Here is a 16434-nt window from a genome sequence, read left to right on the forward strand (position 1 = left end):
TTTCAGCCTACCGTACGAGATGCATCGTGGAGCGCCGAGCCGGGCCCTGAGTCGGTCACGGTAGGTTGTCCGGGTGACCGGGGTGGCGGCGACGCGGGTGCAGATCTGGACCGACGGCGCGTGCAGCGGCAATCCGGGGCCGGGTGGCTGGGGTGCGCTGCTGCGGTACGGCGAAGCCGAGAAGGAACTCTGCGGCGGTGAAGCCACCCTGACCACGAACAACCGGATGGAACTCACCGCCCCTATCCGGGCGCTGGCCGCGCTGACCCGTCCGTCCGCAGTCGACCTGTACACCGACAGCACGTACGTCCGTAACGGCATCATGTCGTGGATGGCGAACTGGAAACGCAACGGCTGGCGTACCAAAGCCGGCGAGCCGGTCAAGAACGAGGACCTGTGGCGGGAACTCGACACGGCCGTCGCCCGCCACCACGAGGTCGTCTGGCACTGGGTCAAGGGTCACGCCGGCCACGTGGAGAACGAACGCGCCGACCGGCTCGCCGCACGCGGTCAGCGGGACGCGCTGGAGGCGGCCGGCGTCCCGGTGCCGCCGGTGCCGCAGCCGCGCCGCCGTACGGGGCGGTGAAAGCCGGGCGCACGCCGGGCGTGCCGTACCACCAGCGACGAGACGCCAAGGCGGCCAACCCGGCGCCGACGGTGTTGAGCAGCACGTCGTCGACCGAGGAGACCCGGTCCAGCCGCAGGACGTACTGCGCGGTCTCGACCAGGACCGAGCAGCCGGCCGCGAGGGCCAGGATCCGCGGCACCGACGCGAGCGCCGCGAACCGCAGCGGGGCGAAGAACCCCAGCGCGGCGAAGACCAGCAGATTGCCGACGACCTGAACGATCACCGTCACTGGATCGCTGGCCAGGACCGTGAACAGATCCCGCAGCGGCACCAGGCTCATCTGACCGTCGACGGTGCCGGCCCGGTCGCCCGGCAGCAGGATCATCCAGACCCAGGGCACCGTTCCGTACCCGATGCCGACCTCGGCCACCGAGCGCCGCCACGCCCGCGCGGGCGTGGCACCGGCGACGGTCCGTCGGTACGCCAACGCCCACACCGCCAAGGCGGCCACCGGCAGTACGGCAACCGTGTACAGGACCACCCCCGTGATCGTTCCCGGCACGCCGTACCACCCTTCGGCCTTCGCGATCCCCACCGCTGGCGGCTACTCGCCCGCCTTCTCCCGCAGAGTGTCCCGGACCTGCATGAGGGCGAAGCCGAGCAGGTTGAGCCCACGCCACCGGGTGGGATCGGTGGCGGCCGGGTCGTCGCGGGTCATCCCGATGCCCCAGATCCGGTCCATCGGGCTGGCCTCGACCAGGACGCGCTCCCCGGTGGCGAGCAGGTACGCGCGCAGGTCGGGGTGCTGGCTGAACTTGGCCAGGTTACCGGCGACCACGATCGGGACGCGGTGGGCGTTCCAGGTGCGCTGGTCGAAGCCGGCGACCCGGCCGCCGAGCACCTTGGCGGCGCGAGGGTGGGGCGCGGCGAGAATCCGCTGCGCCATGGCCCGGTCGTCGAACAGAATCGCCTTGCGCCACATCATCCAGTGCTCGGCGGTGGCGAACTCGATCCCGTCCACAGTGAATCCGATCGGCGACCACTGGCTCAGGCACCCCGCCCCGACGCTGCCGTCGGCCTCCGGCCGATGACCCCAGAAGAACAGGAATCTGACCCGGTGGCCGGCGGCCATCAACTCGGCGACGTCCCGGACCTGTGCCAGCATGGCCGCCAGTCTGCCGCCGACGGCACGACGGCACCAGCCGTTTCACCGCCCGTACGCGCCGGTGGCGACCCGCCCCGCGACGCTCCGCCCAGTCGTCGATCGCCTGGTGGGGGGCGGTCCAGCAGTCGCGCCAGCATGATCTACTGGCAGTGGCAACGAGGGGGCACCATGCAGATCGTCAGCCGGGAGCCGGTCGTCGTGATCGGCCTGCCGGTCGTCGCGCCATTCCAGGACCTGAGCACGCTGGTCCCCGCCGCGTGGCGGCAGCTGTTCGACCGGTGCGCGGCCCTGCCGCCATCCGCCGACGGCACCTTCGCCGAGGCGAGCTACCACCTCGGCGAAGGTCGGTACCACGAGGTCGTCGGGGTGGCTGTGCCGCCGCGGACGCCCGTCTCCGGTGCGTGGGCGGTCGCCCATGTGCCGGCGGGCGAGTGGGCGTACTGCCGGCACACCGGGCCGGTGGCGGAGATCGGGGAGACCTTCGGCGCCGTCGAACAGTGGCTGCGCGATCAGGGACGAACGGTCGGCGGCATCAAGCTCGACCTCGGCTACCGGGCCGACAGCCAGCCGCAGGTACACGACCTCTACGTACACGTCCCAGGCTCCGACCCGTACCTCGAAGCCCAGCGGTAGCCGCAAACCGAGCGGACCGCCGCAGCCGGCCGGCCCTACGGCGTACGCCCGGCGGCGCGCCACTGCGCCGGGGTGACGGTGTGCTCGGCCCGGAACCGCTTGATGAAGTAGCTGACGTCCGGGTAGCCGACCCGGCGGCTGATCGCGGCCACGGTCAGCGAGGTCTCGGTGAGCAGCACGCGGGCCTGCTGCATCCGCCGCTGGATGATCCACTGCTGGACGGTGCGGCCGGTCCGGCGGCGTACGACAGTGGTGAGGTGACCGGCGGTGAGCGACAGTTCGGCGGCGACGTCGGCCAGCGAGATCGGTTCGTGGTAGCGCTGCTCGATGACGTCGAACACCGCCGCGAGCAGCGGTTCGTCCGAGGCGCGCAGCTGGTCGGCGACACTTGTCGACAACCGGGCCGCAGCCACCAGCAGCAAGGTCAGGTGGGCGAGCGCGGCGTCCTGGTGGCCGTCGCGGCGAGCCCGTAGCTCCTCGTCGAGTGCGGCGAAGCGCCCGGCCCAGGCGGCCCGGTCGTCCGGCGGTACGTGCAGCCGCTGCGCCCGGTCGGTGCCCCGGGCGAACGGGAACAGCAGCGGGTGGCCCCGCCAGGAGGCGTACGCACCGGTCGTGCCGGGGCGGACCGCGTCGGCCGGGAACCACACCACCCAGCCGTCGATGGCGAGCCGCTCAGGTCGCTCGCCGAAGGAGACGATCTGCCCCGGGGCGAGGACCAGCAGGTCCCCGTCGGTCACCGGCCAGGTCCGGTCGTCGATGCACACCGTCGCGTCGGCCCGTTCCGCATAGCAGATCGCGACGAAGTCGTGGCTGTGCGCGTCGGCGGGGATCGCGGCGATGGCCGGCATGCGGTGCCGGATCCGGGCCACCGCGACCGGGGCGACGCCAGGCACCCGGGGGAAGCCGACCAGCGGGACACCCCGGCCGCCGACGCCGACCACGCGGGAAGCCGGAGCCACATTTTGTCGCATTGTCCCCACAACTTCACCGATGCCGCGCTGCGATCAGCGACCGACGCTGGAACCGTGACCGAATCTCGTCTGATACCGGAGGGTGACATGACCGGACCCCGCAGCGCCAGTCGTCCACGGCAGCAGCACTACCTGCCCGCGATGGGGCGGCAGTGGCTGCTCCCGCTGTACGACCCGTTCAGCCGGCTCGTCGGCGCGGGCCGGATGCACCGGCAACTGCTGGACCGCGCCGACATCCGCCCCGGTCAGCGGGTCCTGGAGATCGGCTGCGGCACCGGCAACCTGCTGCGGGCGCTGCTGCGCCGGCAGCCGGACGTCGACGCCATCGGCATCGACCCGGACCAGGCAGCGCTGCGACTGGCCCGCCGCAAGGCCGACCGCGCCCGACTCCCGATCCGCTACGAGGTCGCCTTCGCCGGCGACCTCCCGCTGCCCGACGCCAGCGTGGACCGGGTGCTGTCCGCGTTCATGCTGCACCATCTGGCCGACGAGGAACGGGCCCGGGCGTTGCGGGAGATCCGGCGGGTGCTGCGCCCCGATGGTCAGCTGCACGTCGTCGACATCGACGGTACGGCCCCGGGGCACGGGACCGGACGTCTGCACAGTGACCCCCGGCTGGTGGCCAGTCGGCCCGAGCGGGTGCTGGCCGCGCTTGCCGAAGCCGGCCTGACCGGCGGCACGGAGAACGGCCGCAGCCGTGGGCGACTCGGTCGGCTCGCCAGCTTCGTCTTCTACCGCGCCGGCGGCTCTGCGCAGCGTTGCGACTGACCACCGTCGCGGCTCGACACCGGGGGAGCTGCGACCTGGCTTCGCGTCGACTTGAGGTCTGCGACGGTCTCCGGTGAGCACGGATCACGCGAGGTGGACCGGATGCAGGCTGCGGTTTTCCGGCGGTACGGCGGGCCGGAGGTGCTGGAATGGGGGGCAGGTCGACACTAGGTCGGCGCCGGCGTCACCCGGATCGTCGTCGGCGACGAGGTGCTGGCGGCGCGGCCCAGACCGCGCACATCGCCCTCGACGTGATCCGCCCGCGAAAGGTGAGGCATGCTCGTGTACGGCGCCGCCGGTGCCGTCGGTGCCGTCGCGGTGCAACTCGGCTGCTCGTGCGTACGGGATGATCTGTGCGGCCGTGCTCGGTGCCGGCCGTAAGCCACGGCGTCGGCTCGCCGACCTGATGATCGCCTCGGTGGCGGTGGCCAACGGGTTGCCGCTGTACACCACGAACCCGGACGACTTCATCGGGCTGACCAACCTGGTCGACGTGCGCCAACCTGGTCGACGTGCGGTCGGTCCCGCGTCCCTGACCGCGCGACCGGCGAGGCCGTTTCCGAGACGTGCGGGGTGACGCCGGGTGTTCGCCCGCCGGCCAGCTCGACGCAGCGTGCCGGAAAGATTCATATCGATCTAATGATTGGCATGAGTGGATCGCACCCCCACCACTGCCATCACACCACCGACGACCACCAGCCCGACCATGTTCCGTACGGCCAGATCGACCCTGCCGGGCACGCGGCCGGCAGCGGCCTCGGACGTCGGTCCATGCTGGCCGCCGCCGGCGGCATGCTGATGCTCGCCGCGGTTCCCGGCACCGCGCGGGCCGCCACCGCCATGACCGCCGGGGCGCCGGCCGTGACCGCGCCCGGTGCGTCCCGCGCGTCCCGGATCACCCAGGGCACCACTCTGGTCCACGCCGACCTGCACAACCACACCGTCATGTCCGACGGGGACGGCAGCGCCGACCAGGCGTTCGCCTCGATGCGCGAAGCCGGACTCGACGTCGCCGCGCTCACCGACCACGCCACGATGTTCGCCATCAGCGGGCTCAGCCAGTCGGAGTGGAACACCACCGGCAACCTCGCCAACGCGGCCGACGACCCCGGTCAGTTCACCGCGATCCGTGGCTTCGAGTGGTCGCACCCGCTGCAGGGCCACATCAACGTGTGGAACACCTCGGACTTCGCCGACCTGCTGCGGGCCGGCAGCCCCGGCAGCCTCTACCGGTGGTTGGCCGGCCGGCCCGGTGGCCTGGCCAGCTTCAACCACCCGGGGCGGGAGATCGGCCGGTTCGACAACTTCTCGTACGACTCGGCGGCCCGCCCGCAGCTCGTCGGCCTGGAAATGTTCAACCGCACCGACGACTACCTGTTCGAAGGCTGGTCGTCCCGGACGACCTCGCCGCTGGTGGCCTGCCTCAACGCCGGCTGGCGGCCCGGTCTGACCGGGGTCACCGACGAGCACGGCACCACCTGGGGATTCCACGAAGGCAAGGGCCGCAGCGGGCTCTGGGTCACCGAGAACACCCGCGCGGCGGTGTTCGAGGCGATGGCGGCCCGCCGCTGCTTCGCCACCCGGGTTTCCGGCCTGCGCCTGGACGCGACCGCCAACGGCGTACGGATGGGTGGGGTCATCGGGTTGACCGCCGGTGACGTCCGGTTCCGGGTGGACCTGGACCGGGGCGCGGTCTGGGACGGCAAGCCGCTGCGGATCCAGGTCCTGCGCCCCGGTACGTCGGTCCCGACCGTCGTCGACGTCGTCGACACCGTCGCCGGGGCGGTCGCCGATTTCACCGTGCCGCTCGACGTCGCCGACGGCGACTGGGTCGTGCTGCGCGTCTCCGACCCGGAGCTGGCCAACCCGACGCCCGGCCCGGCCGGCCACCCGTGCAACGACTTCGGCGTGGCGTACAGCAGCCCCTGGTGGCTGCAACCCTGACCGGGCGGCCAGGCAGGTGGAGTCAGGCGACGGCGGACAGCGCCGACCGTAGGTGCGTCGCAGTCTCCTCGTCGAAGGCGACCAGTCGGATCCGTTCCACGGCTGTCGGGGTGGTGGTGACGGTCTCGGCGGCGATCCGGGCGGCCAGGTCGGCCGGGAAGCCGTACACGCCGGTGGCGATCGCGGGAAAGGTGATGGTCCGGGCACCGAGTTCGTCGGCGACCCGCAGACAGCGCCGGTAGCAGGAGGCCAGTACGTCGGCCTCGCCCTGGTCGCCGCCTTCCCAGATCGGCCCGACGGTGTGGATGACGTGCCGTACCGGCGGGTCGAGGTCGAACGCGGGAGTCGCCTTCGCATCGCCCGGCGCGCAGGGGGCGATCGCGCCGCCGGCCCGGGCCAGACGCGGGCCGGCCGCACGGTGGACGGCCCCGTCGACACCACCGCCGCCGAGCAGCGACTCGTTCGCCGCGGTGACGATGGCGTCCACGTCCTCGCGGGTGATGTCGCCGACGACGACCTCGATGACTGCCATGGCGCGATCCTGACACACCGGTGTCGTTAGCATCGTGGCGCTCGTCCGGGAAGCCGTACCGCCGTACGGGCGGGAACCCGGGCGGCGGTGGCGGACAGACAACGAGTATGACGACGGACCTACGTGCCCGCGCGCGGGCCGGTGACGCCGCCGCCTTCGGCGAGCTGTTCGACCGGTACGCCCGAGCGGTGTACAACCACGCGTTCCGGTTGACGGCCGACTGGGCGAGCGCCGAGGACGTGATGTCGACGACGTTCCTGCAGGCCTGGCGGCTGCGGGGGCGCATCGACGCCGACGGTGGCCCGCTGCGGGCCTGGCTGCTCGGCATCGCCACCAACGTGGCCCGCAACGCCCAGCGCAGCAACCGGCGCTACCGCGCGGCGGTTGCCACGTACGCTTCCGCCGAAGCAGCCGGTGGCGGCAGCGCCGCCGACCACGCCGACGACGTCGGCCGCCGCCTCGACGACGACCGCCGGCTCGGCCAGGTGCTCACCGCGCTCGCGTCGCTGCGCCGGCAGGAACGCGAGGTGGTCACCCTCTGTCTGTGGGAGGGACTGGACTACGTCACGGCGGCGGCGGCGCTCGGCGTACCGGTCGGCACTGTCCGGTCCCGGCTGTCGCGGGCCCGCCGCAAACTTCGCGACCTGCTCGACGTACCGGACGGAAACAGTGTCGGGAAGGTGGAACCCGCTGTCCTGCCCGGACAGGTAAGAGGTGACCGCACACCTGCGGCACGGACCGTCACGGAGGGAATCCGATGAGGATCAACGGAGCCCGCCCCGGGGAGACCGGCCGGCAGCCCGACGCACCGTTCGGGCCGCCGCCCACCCGGGACCTGCCGGCCGGACGTCACGACTTCCACCGGGAGCGCCTGATGACCATGATCGAGCAGGAGAACCGCGCGGGCTCGACGCCCGACGCGCGGGAGAACAGCGTCGCGTCGACGCGCGACGCCGCCACGGCGGCGACCGGGCCGATCCGCCGGTGGCGGATGCCCCGGCTGTCCATCGCGGTGCCGACCGTCGCCACCGCACTGGCCGGGTTGATCGTCGTCGGTCTGGCGCTCAGCCCGGGTGGTGACCCGGTCGGCAGCAGCGCCGGCCCGGACGGGGCGACCGGCGGACCCGTGCAGATCGCCGACCCCGACGCCGGCACCCCGGAGGGCGCGGCCGCGCTGCTCGACGAGATCGCGCTGGTCGCCGCCACCGACCACACCGGACCGGTCCGCCCGGACCAGTTCATCTACGTCGAGAGCCAGATCGCCAACACGTACGAGTCGCACAACGCCGACACCGGCGAGACCAGCCTGGTCCGCCAGGGGCTGCACAAACGTCAGGTGTGGCTGTCGCCGGACGGCCACCGTGGCTGGCTGATCGACAGCCTCAACGAACCGGCCGGTATCACTCTCGACAGCGACGTGGAGTACATCGCCGCGTACGACCGGCTGGTCACGCTGCCGACCGATCCGCCTGCGCTGCTGGAGTGGATCTACGCCGAGACCCGGGGTCAGGGCAACGACCCGGACCACCAGGCGTTCACCACCATCGGGGACCTGATCGGCGAGCAGTACCTGCCGGCCGAGTTGAGCGCCGCTCTCTACCGTGCGGCGGCGAGCATCCCGGGCGTACTGCTGGTCGACGACGCGACCGACGCGATCGGCCGTAGCGGCGTCGCGGTGGCCCGCATCGAGGAAAGCACCGGCGTCCGCCACGAGTGGATCTTCGACCGGGAGGACCACACCTACCTTGGCTCGCGGTCGGTGCACACCACGGCGGTGCCGGACAGCATCATCCCGGCCGGCACGGTGACCTTCAGCCAGGCGGTGGTCACCCGGGCCATCGTCGACGAGATCAAGCAGGTGCCGTAGTACGGCCCGACAGGGAAACAGGGTGCCGGAACACGGCCCTGAGGTTGCCGGGGCACGCCGTCATCGGCGTGCCCCGGCCGGCCGCGCCCGATGCTGAGGACGGGCACCCCGACGGCACCGCAGACCGGACCGTCGGTGCAGGTGTCACCGGCCACGTCACGGGGTAGCTGTCACCTGGCCGCTGCGACCGGCCGTCAGGGGAGGGTGCGCGGGTGTCGATCGACGACTGGTTCCTCACCGGGGAGCAGCGCGGTAACCCGGCCTCCCGGTTGCCGGCGTGGTCCGAGGGCAACCAGGTGCGCGTACACGTGCACGGGGCCGCGTACTTCGACCGCCTGGTCGAGGTCGTCGCCGAGATGGGCGACGGCGACCAGCTGTTCTTCACCGACTGGCGGGGCGACCCCGACCAGCGGCTGCGCCCGGACGGGCCGACCGTGGCCGATCTGCTGTCCGCCGCCGCGAGCCGGGGCGTGGCGGTCCGTGGCCTGGTCTGGCGCTCCCACCTCGACGTGCTGATCTACAGCGCGGAGCAGAACCGCAGCCTGGCCGAGGAGATCACCGACGACGGTGGCCAGGTGCTGCTCGACCAGCGGGTACGCCGGTTCGGCTCGCACCACCAGAAGCTGGTGGTGGCCCGCCACCCGGGCCGCCGGGAGCGCGATGTCGCCTTTGCCGGCGGGATCGACCTGTGTCACAGCCGGCGTGACGACGCCACCCACCTGGGCGACCCGCAGGCGGTCAGCATGTCCCCGCGGTACGGCGACCGGCCGCCGTGGCACGACGTCCAGTTGGAACTGCGCGGCCCGGTCGTCGCCGCGCTCGACCTGACCTTCCGGGAACGGTGGACCGACCCGACCGCTCTGCGGCAGGGCAACCCGGTCGCGATGCTGCGGGACCGGCTGGCCGGCCGACCGGCCCGGGGCGGGCCGCTGCCGGCGCCGCCGGACCCGCCGGCGGACTGCGGCCCGCACGCGGTGCAGGTGCTGCGTACCTATCCGGCGAAGTCGCGGCCCTACCCGTACGCGCCGCACGGCGAGCGTACGGTGGCCCTCGGCTACGCCAAGGCGATCCGCCGGGCCCGCCGGCTCAGCTACCTGGAGGACCAGTACATGTGGTCCTCGCAGGTCGCACAGTTGTTCGCCGACGCGCTGCAGGCCAACCCCGACCTGCACCTGATCGTCGTGGTGCCCCGCCACCCCGACGTGGACGGCCGGCTTGCGCTGCCGCCGAACATGGTCGGCCGGGAGCACGCCATCGACGTCTGTCGCCGGGCCGACCCGGACCGGGTGCACGTGTTCGACGTGGAGAACCACGCCGGTACCCCGGTGTACGTGCACGCCAAGGTGTGCGTCGTCGACGACGTCTGGGCCAGTGTCGGCAGCGACAACTTCAACCGCCGATCCTGGACCCACGACAGCGAACTGTCCTGCGCGGTCCTGGACGACACCCGGGACCCCCGCGCCCCCCACGATCCGGCCGGGCTGGGCGACCACGCCCGTACCTTCGCTCGTGACCTGCGGCTCACCCTGCTACGCGAGCATCTGGACCGGGCATCGGACGGTCGCCAGGACCACGACCTGCTCGACCCGGCCGACACGGTCCGGGCCGTCGGCGTGGCGGCGGAGGCGCTGGACGCGTGGTACCGCTCCGGTCGCCGGGGGCCGCGTCCGGCCGGTCGGCTGCGCCGGCACGACCCGGTGAAGCTGTCCACGTTCACCCGGGCGTGGGCCACCCCGCCGTACCGCCTGCTCTACGACCCGGACGGTCGACCGCGCCGGCTGCGCCGCACCGCGACCTGGTGACGGTCCCCACCCGACGTCCGATCCGCCCGCTGTTTGGCGCAACCGCGTCACCGGGTAGCGCAGCCGGACATGGCTGTGCTCGTCACTGGCGGCGTGGGGACCGAGGTGCTGCACGGGGTCACCGACTTCGGCGGCGACATCATGGCGGTACGGGTACTGCTGCTGGCTACCGCGTACCTGCTGATCCGTCGGCGACCCCGGCTCGCCAGCTACGTCGTGGTCACCGCCGGCGGCGCCGTCGTCCACCACTGGATCGACCCGGGTGTGCCGAGCGGGCCGGCGGTCGCCTCCGTCGTGGCGTACGGCGTACTGCTGCTGGTTTTCCTCCCGGCGTTGGCACCTCGGTGGCGGATACCCACGACAGTCGTCGCCGCGTCACTGGCCGTCGGGTTGGAGGTGCTCCGTTGGCTGCTCGGCGGGCCGCCACTCGTCGCCGTCGCCGTCGGCTGGCTGCTGGGCCTGGTCTGGCTGGCAGTGACCGTGGCCGGCTACCGCTGGCTGGCGGGCGAGGACCTGGTGGCGGCCGTGACCACGCCGGAGGGCCGGGGGCAGGTCGATCAGGGCCTGCGGGCCGCGCCGAACGAGCAGACCCTCCTGCCCCGGCCCTGGCGGACCGCCACCTGCCTGGCGGCGGCCTGGGTCGTCACCTTCGGCCTGCTGGTCGGTGTCGGCCTGCTCATCACCGGCCCGCTGGCCGGCTCCGCGCTGGTCGCCGCCGACCAGGCGGCGGTGGAGTGGTTCGTCGCGCACCGCGACAGCAGGTTCGATCCGGTCGTGGCGGCCGGCAACCGGTTCGGCGACGCGAACTGGTCCACGGCCGGGGCTCTCGGCGCCGGCGTCGTGACTCTCGCGCTACGTCGACGGCTGCGACCCGTGGTCTTCCTCGCCGCGGTGATGGTCGGTGAGATCACCCTGTTCCTCGCCTCGTCCGGCGCGGTCGTCCGTGACCGGCCCGCTGTGCCGCAGCTCGGGGAGGAGATTCCGCCGACGGCGAGCTTCCCGTCCGGGCATCTGGCCGCGCCGGCGTGCCTGTACCTCGCCGTCGCCCTGCTGGTCTGGAACTGGTCCCGAGGTTGGCCACGCTGGGTAGCAGTCCTGGTCGCCGTGCTCGCGCCGACCGGCGTCGGGCTGTCCCGGCTCTACTGGGGGGTGCATCATCCGCTCGACCTGGCCGGCAGTCTGCTGCTCGCGCTCTGCTGGGTCGGCGCCTGCTGGTGGACGATCCGGCCGGTCACCGACCCGGCCGTGTCTGGCCGGACCGGGCCGGACCCCGGGGGCGGTCAGGGCGGCTGCGGTAGGGGAGGATGCTGGTCGTGGAAGCTCTCAGACTCGTCCTTGTCTATGCGCACTTCATCGGCTTCGCCCTACTGCTCGGCGGGGCCGTCGCCCAGTGGATCACCGGCCGGTTCCGGATCAACCCGGCCATGCTCTGGGGCGCGGTGATCCAGGTCGTCACCGGCATCGGGCTGTCCGCGCCGCTGCGCGACGGCGACGAACCGGCACCGGCGAAACTCGTTACCAAACTGGTGCTGGCCCTGGCCATCCTGGCGATGGTCTTCTTCTCCCGCAAGCGCGAATCGGTCAACAAGGGGCATTTCCTGGCGATCATCGGGCTGACCCTGGTCAACGCCGCCGTCGCCGTCTTCTGGCGCTGACGCCACGCCACCGCCTGCCCACTGATCGTGTCGTCACCCGGGTCGGTCACGACCGGGTGAACCCCCGGCGACCCGCCGCCGCCCCCGATAGGGTCGGCGGCGGGAGCGACCCTGCGGATCCGCGAGTGACCTCCCGCACGGGAGAGTTACGCGAGGGTAACGGCGGCTCAACAGTCGTGCACGATTGTCGGCCGGTGGACGGGTCCGCGCGTACGCTCCCGTCCAAAGTACGTCCGGTCCGACCGGCCGGGTGGTGACGCGATGCCGCGACAGTGGCGGTGTGCAATGGAAGGAGACCGTCTTGCGCTCTACGCGTGGGATGCGAATCGTCTCGGTGTTCGCGGCGGGTGGGCTGGTCCTCACCGCTGCCGCGTGCGGCGAGGCACCCGATAACGAAGGCAGCGGTGGCGACGGGACCACCGAGACGTACTCCGCGTGCATGGTGACCGACGTCGGTGGCATCGACGACCGGTCGTTCAACGCCTCGGCGTGGGCCGGCATCCAGGCCGCCGAGAGCGAGAACGACGCGGTCGAGGGCAAGTACGTCGCCTCCAGCGCCGAGGCCGACTACGAGCCGAACCTGACCGGCTACGTCAACGAGGACTGCAACTTCATCCTCGCCGTCGGCGGCCTGATGGGCGACGCCACCAAGGCGGTCGCCGAGGCCAACCCGGACCAGCAGTTCGGCATCGTCGACGCCAAGGTGGAGCCGACCAACGTCTACCCGATGCAGTTCGACACCGCCCAGGCGGCGTTCCTCGCCGGCTACCTGGCGGCCGGGTACTCCGAGAGCGGCATCGTCGGCACCTACGGCGGTCTGCCGATCCCGCCGGTGACCATCTTCATGGACGGCTTCGTCGACGGTGTCGCCCACTACAACCAGGTCAAGGGCACCGACGTGCAGGTCCTGGGCTGGGACAAGGCGACCCAGAACGGCTCGTTCACCAACGACTTCGTCAAGCAGGACGAGGGCAAGAAGGTCGGCGACAGCCTGGTCGCCCAGGGTGCCGACGTGATCATGCCGGTCGCCGGTGGCGCCGGCCTCGGCACCGCCGCCGCCGCGCAGGCCGCCGGTGGGGCGTACAGCGTGATCTGGGTCGACGTCGACGGTTGCGAGAGCGCCGAGCAGTACTGCGACGTCTTCCTGACCACGGTGGTCAAGAACATCGGGGACGCCGTCAAGCAGGCCGTACTGACCGGCGCCGACGGCGAGACGCTCAGCGCCGACCCCGGCTACCTGGGCAACCTGGAGAACAACGGCGTCTCGCTGGCCCCGTACAACCAGTTCGAGGACAAGGTCTCCGACGAGCTCAAGGCCGAGGTCGAGCAGCTCAAGGCCGACATCATCGCCGGCACCATCGAGGTCACCTCCGACGCGCAGCCGGAGTAACGACCCGCGGCGCCGCTGACGGCGCACCTCGCGACACCCGCCCCTGTCACCAGGGTCCGCAGACCCCGGTGACAGGGGCGGCCTCAGCCATCGACCCGTCCGGGCGCACACCGGTGGCCCGGAGGTCTCCCAGGAGGCTCCGCTGAGACTCGAACTGCGCGGCATCACCAAACGCTTCGGTGACCTGGTCGCCAACGATCACATCGACCTGACCGTCGAACCCGGCGAGATCCACGCCCTGCTGGGCGAGAACGGCGCCGGCAAGTCCACCCTGATGAACGTCCTGTACGGCCTGCTGCAGCCGGACGAGGGCGAGATCGTCGTCGACGGCACCCCCATCAAGATCCGCAGCCCGCGGGACGCCATCGCCGCTGGCATCGGCATGGTGCACCAGCATTTCATGCTGGTGCCGGTGCTGACCGTCGCCGAGAACGTCATGCTCGGAGCCGAACGCACCCGCGCCGGGCTGCTCGGCTTCCTCGACCACCGCCGGGCCCGCGCCGAGGTGCTGGAGGTCTCCAACCGGTACGGCCTGGCCGTCGACCCGGACGCGGTGATCGAGGACCTGCCGGTCGGCATCCAGCAGCGGGTGGAGATCGTCAAGGCGCTCACCCGCGAGGTCGACCTGCTGATCCTCGACGAGCCGACCGCCGTGCTCACCCCGCAGGAGACCGAGGAACTGCTCGCCGTGATGCGGTCGCTGAAGGCGGCCGGCAAGTCGATCGTCTTCATCACCCACAAACTCGGCGAGGTCAAGGCGATCGCCGACCGGATCACCGTGATCCGGCGGGGCCGTACGGTCGCCACCGCCGAGCCGACCGCGAGCCGCGACGAACTGGCCGCCCTGATGGTCGGCCGCAACGTCAGCCTGACCGTGGACAAGACCCCGGCGCAGCCGGGGGAGCCGGTGCTCGACATCGCCGGCCTGGTCGTCGACGACGATCGTGGCGTGCGGGTCGTCGACGGCGTCGACCTGACCGTACGGGCCGGTGAGGTGCTCGGCATCGCCGGCGTGCAGGGCAACGGCCAGACCGAACTGGTCGAGGCGATCATGGGCCTGCGGCCGGTGCTGGCCGGTACGGTCACCCTCAACGGTGAGCGGGTCGACGGCTGGAGCACCAAGCGGGTGCTGCGCGCCGGGGTCGGCTACGTGCCGGAGGACCGCAGCGTCGACGGGGTGGTCAAGGAGTTCAGCGTCGCCGAGAACCTGGTCCTCGACCTGTACGACCAGCCGCCGTACGGCTCCGGGCTGGTCCTGCGCCCGGCGGCCATCGCCGCCGCCGCGACCGAGCGGATCGCCCAGTTCGACGTCCGTACGTCGTCGGCGCAGGCGGCGGTCGGCACCCTGTCCGGCGGCAACCAGCAGAAGGTGATCGTCGCCCGGGAGCTGTCCCGGCCGCTGAAGCTGTTCATCGCCGCCCAGCCGACCCGGGGCGTCGACGTCGGCTCCATCGAGTTCATCCACGGCCGGATCATCCACGAACGCGACGCCGGCACCGGGGTCCTCGTCGTCTCCAGCGAACTCGACGAGGTGATCGGACTGGCCGACCGGATCGCGGTGATGTACCGGGGCCGGATCATCGCCGTCGTCGGCCCGGACACCCCACGGGAACAGATCGGCCTGCTGATGGCCGGCGTCACCGACAAGCCGGACCCCTCGGCGACCACGCCGGACCGGTCGGGAGACAACGACTTGGCACAGCAAGAAGGGACGCAATGACCAGCGAGAACGGCGTGCCGGCAGGCTCGCCGGACAAGCCGCCCGCCGGCGACGAACCCGCCGCCGCCGCGCAGCACGCGGCCAGCGCGGACGCCGCCAGCCCGCAGGCCGCGACGTCGGCCGACGGCCAGCCCGGCACCGTCGCCGACGGTACGGTCCCCGCCAGCCCGGTGCCGACCGGTCCGGCCACCGACGGCGAATCCCTCGGCCAGCGCTTCCTGCATCATCTGTGGGCCGCCAACACGGTCACCGTGACCGCGTTGGCCCTGCTGCTGGCCGTCGTCATCGGTGGCGTACTGATGATCGTCTCCGACCCGGAGGTGCTCGCCACCTACACCTACTTCTTCGCCCGACCGGGTGACGCGCTCGGCGAGAGCTGGGCGCTGGTCAGCCAGGCGTACGCGAACCTGTTCAAGGGTGCGGTGATCAACCCCGACACGGTACGGGCGTGGGCCGGCGGCGACGCCGAATGGTCGGCGGTGTTCCGGCCGATCTCCGAGACGTTGACCTACACCACCCCGCTGGTCTTCACCGGCCTGTCGGTGGCGTTGGCGTTCCGGGGCGGGCTGTTCAACATCGGCGCCCAGGGGCAGGCGATCATCGGTGTCATCGTGGCCGCCCTGGCCGGTTTCCTGCTGCCGCTGCCGCCGGTGCTGCACCTGGTCGTCGCGGTCCTGGCCGGCGCGCTCGGCGGGGCGCTGTGGGGGTTCTTCCCCGGTTTCCTCAAGGCCCGCACCGGCGCCCACGAGGTGATCACCACGATCATGCTCAACTACGTCGCGCTGTACTTCCTCACCTGGATCATCGTGCAGCCCGGCGTACAGAACGAGGAGCGGCCGGACGCGATCAGCCGGCCGGTGGAGGCCACCGCCCAGCTGCCCCGGCTGCTCGGCGACGGGCTGCGGGTGCACGCCGGCATCCTGCTGGCGATCGCCGCCACCGCCGCCGTGGCCTGGCTGCTCAACCGCTCCACGGTCGGCTTCGAGCTGCGCGCGGTCGGCGCCAACCCGGACGCCGCCCGTACCGCCGGGATCAGCGTCACCGGCACGTACGTCCTGCTGATGGTGATCGCCGGCGGGCTGGCCGGGCTCGGCGGCGCCAACATGGTGCTCGGCAGTACGGCGAACGCGTTGACCCCGCTCGTCGCCGCCCAGATCGGCTTCGACGGCATCCTGGTCGCCCTGCTCGGCCGGGTCCGACCCTGGGGGGTCGCGCTGGCGGCGCTGCTGTTCGGGGCGCTGCGGGCCGGCGGCAACGCCATGCAGTCCAGCTCCGGGATCTCGTTGGAGCTGGTCACCGTACTGCAGGCACTGATCGTCATCTTCATCGCCGCCCCCGCTCTGGTGAAGGCGATCTTCCAGCTCCGGGCGGCCCGCGCCGCCCGGCTGCAGACCAGCATGGCGAAGGGCTGGTGACCGG

General features: G+C 72.1%; 16 protein-coding genes and 1 pseudogene. 13 read left to right on the plus strand and 4 right to left on the minus strand.

Features of this window, described 5'->3' with window-relative positions; genetic code table 11:
• Positions 1-82: 82 nt before the first annotated feature.
• Complete coding sequence (gene rnhA, locus O7623_RS25640; protein ID WP_282229574.1) at positions 83-586, plus strand: ribonuclease HI; 504 nt, start codon at positions 83-85, stop codon at positions 584-586.
• Positions 587-641: 55 nt separating this feature from the next.
• On the opposite strand, the pseudogene O7623_RS25645 reads toward rnhA, so the two are convergent.
• Positions 642-953 (minus strand): annotated as a pseudogene (locus O7623_RS25645) (VanZ family protein); the annotation flags it as partial.
• Between the two features lie 219 nt (positions 954-1172).
• Positions 1173-1733, minus strand: a complete 561-nt coding sequence (locus O7623_RS25650) for an NADAR family protein (protein WP_282225524.1) — start codon at positions 1731-1733, stop codon at positions 1173-1175.
• 168 nt (positions 1734-1901) lie between these two features.
• Here O7623_RS25650 and O7623_RS25655 point away from each other — a divergent pair, with 168 nt between their 5' ends.
• Positions 1902-2366: a GyrI-like domain-containing protein gene (locus tag O7623_RS25655; protein ID WP_282225525.1), complete on the plus strand. Its 465-nt coding sequence runs from the start codon at positions 1902-1904 to the stop codon at positions 2364-2366.
• A gap of 35 nt (positions 2367-2401) precedes the next feature.
• Here O7623_RS25655 and O7623_RS25660 read toward each other — a convergent pair whose 3' ends face one another.
• Positions 2402-3337 carry an AraC family transcriptional regulator gene (locus O7623_RS25660; RefSeq protein WP_282225526.1) on the minus strand — a complete coding sequence of 312 codons (936 nt, stop codon included), beginning with the start codon at positions 3335-3337 and terminating at the stop codon, positions 2402-2404.
• Between the two features lie 87 nt (positions 3338-3424).
• On the opposite strand from O7623_RS25660, the gene O7623_RS25665 reads away from it, so the two are divergent.
• From O7623_RS25665 to O7623_RS25675, 3 genes are all read left to right on the plus strand, one after another.
• Positions 3425-4105, plus strand: a complete 681-nt coding sequence (locus tag O7623_RS25665) for a methyltransferase domain-containing protein (RefSeq protein WP_282225527.1) — start codon at positions 3425-3427, stop codon at positions 4103-4105.
• Positions 4106-4403: 298 nt separating this feature from the next.
• Positions 4404-4682 (plus strand): hypothetical protein, encoded by a 279-nt coding sequence (locus tag O7623_RS25670; RefSeq protein ID WP_282225528.1) that lies wholly within the window; start codon positions 4404-4406, stop codon positions 4680-4682.
• Positions 4683-4753: 71 nt separating this feature from the next.
• A complete protein-coding gene (locus O7623_RS25675; protein ID WP_282225529.1) occupies positions 4754-6049 on the plus strand; it encodes a CehA/McbA family metallohydrolase in 1296 nt (431 codons plus the stop codon).
• A gap of 22 nt (positions 6050-6071) precedes the next feature.
• On the opposite strand, the gene O7623_RS25680 is transcribed toward O7623_RS25675, so the two are convergent.
• Positions 6072-6581: an O-acetyl-ADP-ribose deacetylase gene (locus O7623_RS25680; protein WP_282225530.1), complete on the minus strand. Its 510-nt coding sequence runs from the start codon at positions 6579-6581 to the stop codon at positions 6072-6074.
• A gap of 107 nt (positions 6582-6688) precedes the next feature.
• Here O7623_RS25680 and O7623_RS25685 point away from each other — a divergent pair, with 107 nt between their 5' ends.
• The 8 genes from O7623_RS25685 (at position 6689) to O7623_RS25720 (ending at position 16430) form a co-directional block, all read left to right on the plus strand.
• Entirely contained in the window at positions 6689-7342 is a 654-nt protein-coding gene (locus tag O7623_RS25685; protein ID WP_282225531.1) for a sigma-70 family RNA polymerase sigma factor, read from the plus strand.
• Complete coding sequence (locus O7623_RS25690) at positions 7339-8448, plus strand: CU044_5270 family protein (RefSeq protein WP_282225532.1); 1110 nt, start codon at positions 7339-7341, stop codon at positions 8446-8448. The genes O7623_RS25685 and O7623_RS25690 overlap by 4 nt, the downstream gene beginning before the upstream one ends.
• 212 nt (positions 8449-8660) lie before the next feature.
• Entirely contained in the window at positions 8661-10250 is a 1590-nt protein-coding gene (locus tag O7623_RS25695) for a phospholipase D-like domain-containing protein (RefSeq protein WP_282225533.1), read from the plus strand.
• A gap of 69 nt (positions 10251-10319) precedes the next feature.
• Positions 10320-11693 carry a phosphatase PAP2 family protein gene (locus O7623_RS25700; RefSeq protein WP_282225534.1) on the plus strand — a complete coding sequence of 458 codons (1374 nt, stop codon included), beginning with the start codon at positions 10320-10322 and terminating at the stop codon, positions 11691-11693.
• Positions 11618-11905, plus strand: a complete 288-nt coding sequence (locus tag O7623_RS25705) for a hypothetical protein (protein WP_282229575.1) — start codon at positions 11618-11620, stop codon at positions 11903-11905. Before O7623_RS25700 ends, O7623_RS25705 begins: the two co-directional genes overlap by 76 nt.
• A 319-nt stretch (positions 11906-12224) precedes the next feature.
• On the plus strand, positions 12225-13295 hold the full coding sequence (locus O7623_RS25710; protein ID WP_282229576.1) for a BMP family ABC transporter substrate-binding protein: 1071 nt from the start codon (positions 12225-12227) through the stop codon (positions 13293-13295).
• Positions 13296-13497: 202 nt separating this feature from the next.
• The gene (locus O7623_RS25715) at positions 13498-15015 is read left to right on the plus strand and encodes an ABC transporter ATP-binding protein (RefSeq protein ID WP_348775177.1); all 1518 of its coding nucleotides are present in this window, start codon (positions 13498-13500) and stop codon (positions 15013-15015) included.
• The gene (locus O7623_RS25720) at positions 15012-16430 is read left to right on the plus strand and encodes an ABC transporter permease (protein WP_282225535.1); all 1419 of its coding nucleotides are present in this window, start codon (positions 15012-15014) and stop codon (positions 16428-16430) included. The genes O7623_RS25715 and O7623_RS25720 overlap by 4 nt, the downstream gene beginning before the upstream one ends.
• Positions 16431-16434 lie beyond the last annotated feature (4 nt).

Source organism: Solwaraspora sp. WMMD791 (genome assembly GCF_029581195.1).
Taxonomy (GTDB): Bacteria; Actinomycetota; Actinomycetes; order Mycobacteriales; family Micromonosporaceae; genus Micromonospora_E.